The sequence below is a fragment of the Microbacterium sp. 13-71-7 genome, assembly GCF_002257455.1.
Classification (GTDB): Bacteria; Actinomycetota; Actinomycetes; order Actinomycetales; family Microbacteriaceae; genus Microbacterium.
Map to the genome: position 1 here is coordinate 1 of NZ_NCKN01000303.1, position 4140 is coordinate 4140.

The following is a 4140-nucleotide window of genomic DNA, read 5'->3' on the forward strand; positions in this document are numbered from 1 at the left end:
GAGCAGGGCTCCGCAGAGCAGGCCGAAGGCACCGGCGCCGATTCCACCCGAGGCCGTCGCCGCCGAGGACCGGAGGACCGTCGCGGCCTCGGCCAAGGACGCGGTCTGCGCCTTCAGGACGGACTCGTCGATGACGATGCGCTGAGCGCTCGGTGCGGCCATCAGTTCGTCCTCCCCGCTGCCAGATCGCGCAGGTGCGCCGCATCGCCGAACGAGATCACCAGCGTGGAGTAGTCGGAGACCACCTTCACCGCGGGATCGAGCTGCTTGGCGACCGTCTCGATGTCGATGTTCGATCCGGAGGGGTCGGTCACGGCCAGCTGCAGCTGTTCGACGCCCAGATCGTTGTTCTCGAGGATGACGGCGAACATCGATCCGAGCTCCTTCGGCGTGACCTTCTCGCGGTCGACGGTCACGCCGACGCTCAGGTAATGGGTGAAGCCGTCCAGGCCCTGGTCCGCCCAGGCCTCGGTGATGCCGGGATCGGAGGCCTTGAGCGCTGCCGGGATGGCGGTCCGGTAGCGGACGCCGCCCGAGGGAGCGCAGCCGGCGAGCGCGGCGGCGAGGCCGAGCACGGCGAGGACGGCGATGACCTTGGCGCGCATCAGCTCGGCCCCAGCGCCTGCTGGCCGACGAGGTCGGCATCGGCGTACGCCTGCGCGACCCCCTGGACGGCCCTGGTGATCTCGTCGATCAACCGAGCGCGCTCGGTCATCGACGCGGTGAACCGGCGCTGCGCGCCGTCGTACGCGACCTGCGCCTCGCCGGACCACGCGCCGCGCAGGGCGGTGGCGGCGGAGGTCAGCGTCGCAAGCTCGCCGTCGATGCCGCGGGATGCCGCGGCGATCGTCTTCGCGGCGGCGATCATGAGGGCGGGATTCGCCTCCAGCGTCTTCATCACGAGTACCGGATCCCTTCTCCGCCGCGCGGACCGGGGAAGGCGCGCTCCAGCTCCGCGCGCGTCTCGGCGACGAGCGGCGAGTCCGCGCCGAGGATCGCGGCCATCTCGGAGACCGCCCGTTCGGCGGCTGCCCGCTGCGCCCGCGCCACCGTCTCGGTGATCAGCGCGCCGAGAACCCTCGGATCCCGCTCCGCCGCGGACGGTCCCAGCGCCACCTCGTCGACGGCTCCGGATGGGCGCGCGCGCACCGTGACCGTGCGGTCCGACGAGGACACCTCGACCACCGTGCTCTCGACCTGCGCCGTGAGGCGTGCACTGTCCTCGGCCAGCCGCTGCGCCTGCGCGATCTGGGCGTCGATCCGCTCGTGCATGGCGGTGATCGCGCGGGATGTCGCGTCGTCCATGGTCCCCCCCCGGGTCTCTCGAACAGCACACTAATGAAGACCGAGACGATCGGGGATGGGGAGAACTCCCCATCCCCTGCGGATCGCGAGGAAAGATCCACCCTGTCCACAAACCGATAGCCTGGAGTGTCCCGCACCCTCACCACACTCGAGGATCCCTCATGCCCTCTCCGCTTCGGCGTCGACTCCTGCCCTTCACCGCGCTCGCCGCAGCAGCCGCGCTCGCGCTCAGCGCCTGCTCCGCCGGATCCGGATCCGGCTCCGGCGACGCGAACGGCGAGATCGTCTGGGGCGTCGACGGCAGCCTGCTGTCCGCCGGGAAGATGGATCCGCAGACCAGCCAGCTCGATGTGACCGCGATGGTGCAGCGCGCCGTGCTCGACTCGCTCGTGTTCCAGAAGGCGGACGGATCCTTCGTCCCCTGGCTCGCGAAGAAGTGGGAGGTCTCCGCGGACGGCACCTCCTACACGTTCCACCTGCGCGACGACGTCACCTTCACCGACGGCGAGAAGTTCGACGCCGCCGCGGTGAAGGCCAACTTCGACCGGATCGCGGATCCCGCGACCAAGTCCGCCCAGGCCGCGAGCATGCTCGGGGGCGACCTGTACAAGGGCACCGAGGTGGTGGATCCGACCACCGTGAAGGTCACGTTCGCGCAGCCCTACGCGCCCTTCCTGCAGGCGGCGAGTACGGCGCAGCTCGGCTTCTACGCGCCGAAGGTGCTCAAGGAGCACTCCGCCGATCTGGCCGCCGGCGGCAAGGGCATCAGCGTGGGCACCGGGCCGTTCCAGATCTCGTCGTACACGCCGGATCAGGAGATCGTCTACACCCGGAACGCGAAGTACGCCTGGGCCCCCGAGGGGGAGAAGGCGCCGGCCTTCAAGACGCTCCGCGTGCAGATCCTCCCGGAGGCGTCGGTGCGCAGCGGCTCCGTGTCCTCGGGTGAGATCGATCTCGCCTCGCAGCTGCCGCCGAACCTCGTGTCGCAGGTCAAGGGGTCTGCGACCGTGAAGTCCGTGCAGGTGCCCGGGCTGCCGTACTCGCTGTTCCTGAACGAGAAGAACGGCGTGTTCGCCGACCAGAAGGTGCGTGAGGCGTTCACCCGCGCGATCGACGTCGACTCCGCCGTGGACAAGATCTTCTTCGGCCAGTTCCCGCGTGCGTGGAGCATCCTCGGGCCGACGACCCCCGGCTACGACAAGAGCCTGGAGAAGAGCTGGCCCTTCGACAAGGAGCTCGCGAACAAGCTCCTCGACGAGGCGGGCTGGACGCAGCGCGGAGCCGACGGCATCCGCACCAAGGACGGTCAGCGGCTGACGGCGGACTGGATCGCGTGGACTCCGGTCTCGGACGACCACGCGGCGCTCGCGAACGCGATCCAGTCGGACCTCAAGGCCGTCGGCTTCGAGGTCACCCGGGAGACCCTGGAGCCCGGCGCGTACAACGCGAAGTACGGTCCGAAGACGTTCGACATCACCGACTGGGACTTCTCCGGCGTCGACCCCGATCTGCTGCGCAGCCACCTGGCGACCGACGGCTTCCAGAACGCGTCCTCGGTGAGCGATCCGAAGCTCGACCAGCTCCTCAAGGACGGCATCGCCACCACGGACGCGGCGAAGCGCGCCGACGTCTACGCGCAGATCCAGCAGTGGAACGCGAAGGACGGCGCGATCGTGCCGCTGTACGTCACCTCCGCCATTACCGCGGTGGGCGACAAGGTGGCGGGCCTCGGCTTCGACATCTACGGGCGGCCGCTGTTCTTCGGCGCCGGCGTGAAGTGAGCGCGGTTCGCGGTATCGTCCGCTCGTGATGGATCCTTCCCGGCGGTCGCGAGCGATCGCCTCGTCGCGATCCGGCGCGCTCGTGCGCCGGATCGGCGGTGCGGTGCTCTCGATCGTGCTCGTGCTGTGGGGCGCGGCGACGCTGTCGTTCCTCGCGTTCCGCGTGCTTCCGGGCGACCCCGTGAGCGTCATGCTCGGCCCGCAGGCCCAGGTGAGCGAGGCGGTCAAGGCCGGCATCAGGGCGGAGCTGGGACTGGACCGCCCGATCTGGCAGCAGTACCTGTCGATGCTCGGCGATCTGCTGCGCGGGGATCTCGGCACCTCGTACCAGCTGCGGATGCCGGTGGGCGAGGTGATCGGCCGTCAGCTCGGGGCGACGCTGCAGCTCACAGCCGCCGCCCTCACGATCGCCGTGCTGCTGGCGCTCGCCGGAGTACTGATCGCCCGCCGGCCGTTCGCCCGCGGGATCCTCGCGGCGGCCGAGCTGATCGTGCTGTCGTCACCGGTGTTCTGGATCGGGCTGCTGCTGCTCACCGTGTTTGCCTTCGGACTGGGCTGGTTCCCCGTGGCGGGTTCGCGGACCGGAGCCGGTCTCGTGCTGCCGGCGGTCACCCTCGCGCTGCCCGTCGCTGCGCTGCTCGGCCAGGTGCTGCGCGACGGCGTGGAGGCGGCGGAGCGCCAGCCCTGGGCGCTGACCGTGCGCGCTCGCGGCGCGGACCACACCAGGCTGACGCTGCGGCACACCCTGAGGCACGGCTCGATCGGTGCGCTGACGCTGAGCGCATACCTCGTCGGTTCGCTGCTCGGCGGTGCGGTGCTCGTGGAGACCGTGTTCGCCCGCCCCGGACTCGGCCGCGTCACGCTCGCCGCGATCACCGGCCGCGATCTGCCGGTGGTGACCGGGATCATCCTGTTCAGCGCGCTCGTCTTCGTGATCGTGAACACGCTCGTGGAGCTCGCGGCGCCGCTCCTGGATCCGCGGCTGCGCACCTCGGCCGTCGCCGTCGCCCGCCCCGCTCCTGCGCGTCCGGAGGTCGGGCGATGAGGCGGTTGC

Annotated in this window: 5 protein-coding genes; 2 read left to right on the forward strand and 3 right to left on the reverse strand. The window is 70.5% G+C overall.

What is annotated here, in order from left to right; genetic code table 11:
* Positions 1–161: 161 nt before the first annotated feature.
* The 3 genes from B7X32_RS19140 to B7X32_RS19150 are packed head-to-tail and all read right to left on the reverse strand — an operon-like array spanning position 162 to position 1305.
* Positions 162–605, reverse strand: a complete 444-nt coding sequence (locus tag B7X32_RS19140; RefSeq protein ID WP_292723353.1) for a hypothetical protein — start codon at positions 603–605, stop codon at positions 162–164.
* Entirely contained in the window at positions 605–898 is a 294-nt protein-coding gene (locus B7X32_RS19145) for a WXG100 family type VII secretion target (protein ID WP_292723361.1), read from the reverse strand. The genes B7X32_RS19140 and B7X32_RS19145 overlap by 1 nt, the downstream gene beginning before the upstream one ends.
* Positions 898–1305 carry a YbaB/EbfC family nucleoid-associated protein gene (locus B7X32_RS19150; RefSeq protein WP_292723355.1) on the reverse strand — a complete coding sequence of 136 codons (408 nt, stop codon included), beginning with the start codon at positions 1303–1305 and terminating at the stop codon, positions 898–900. The genes B7X32_RS19145 and B7X32_RS19150 overlap by 1 nt, the downstream gene beginning before the upstream one ends.
* 161 nt (positions 1306–1466) lie before the next feature.
* Between B7X32_RS19150 and B7X32_RS19155 the strand changes: the two genes are divergently transcribed.
* Both B7X32_RS19155 and B7X32_RS19160 read left to right on the forward strand, forming a co-directional pair.
* Complete coding sequence (locus tag B7X32_RS19155) at positions 1467–3086, forward strand: ABC transporter substrate-binding protein (RefSeq protein ID WP_292723358.1); 1620 nt, start codon at positions 1467–1469, stop codon at positions 3084–3086.
* A 28-nt stretch (positions 3087–3114) separates the two neighbouring features.
* Positions 3115–4131 carry an ABC transporter permease gene (locus B7X32_RS19160; protein WP_292723364.1) on the forward strand — a complete coding sequence of 339 codons (1017 nt, stop codon included), beginning with the start codon at positions 3115–3117 and terminating at the stop codon, positions 4129–4131.
* The last annotated feature ends 9 nt before the right edge of the window (positions 4132–4140 follow it).

Bases quoted from the DNA above. Each gene is read 5' to 3' on its own strand.
- B7X32_RS19145 (WP_292723361.1), bottom strand. From the start codon at position 898: ATGAAGACGCTGGAGGCGAATCCCGCCCTCATGATCGCCGCCGCGAAG.
- B7X32_RS19140 (WP_292723353.1), bottom strand. From the start codon at position 605: ATGCGCGCCAAGGTCATCGCCGTCCTCGCCGTGCTCGGCCTCGCCGCC.
- B7X32_RS19160 (WP_292723364.1), top strand. From the start codon at position 3,115: ATGGATCCTTCCCGGCGGTCGCGAGCGATCGCCTCGTCGCGATCCGGC.
- B7X32_RS19150 (WP_292723355.1), bottom strand. From the start codon at position 1,305: ATGGACGACGCGACATCCCGCGCGATCACCGCCATGCACGAGCGGATC.
- B7X32_RS19155 (WP_292723358.1), top strand. From the start codon at position 1,467: ATGCCCTCTCCGCTTCGGCGTCGACTCCTGCCCTTCACCGCGCTCGCC.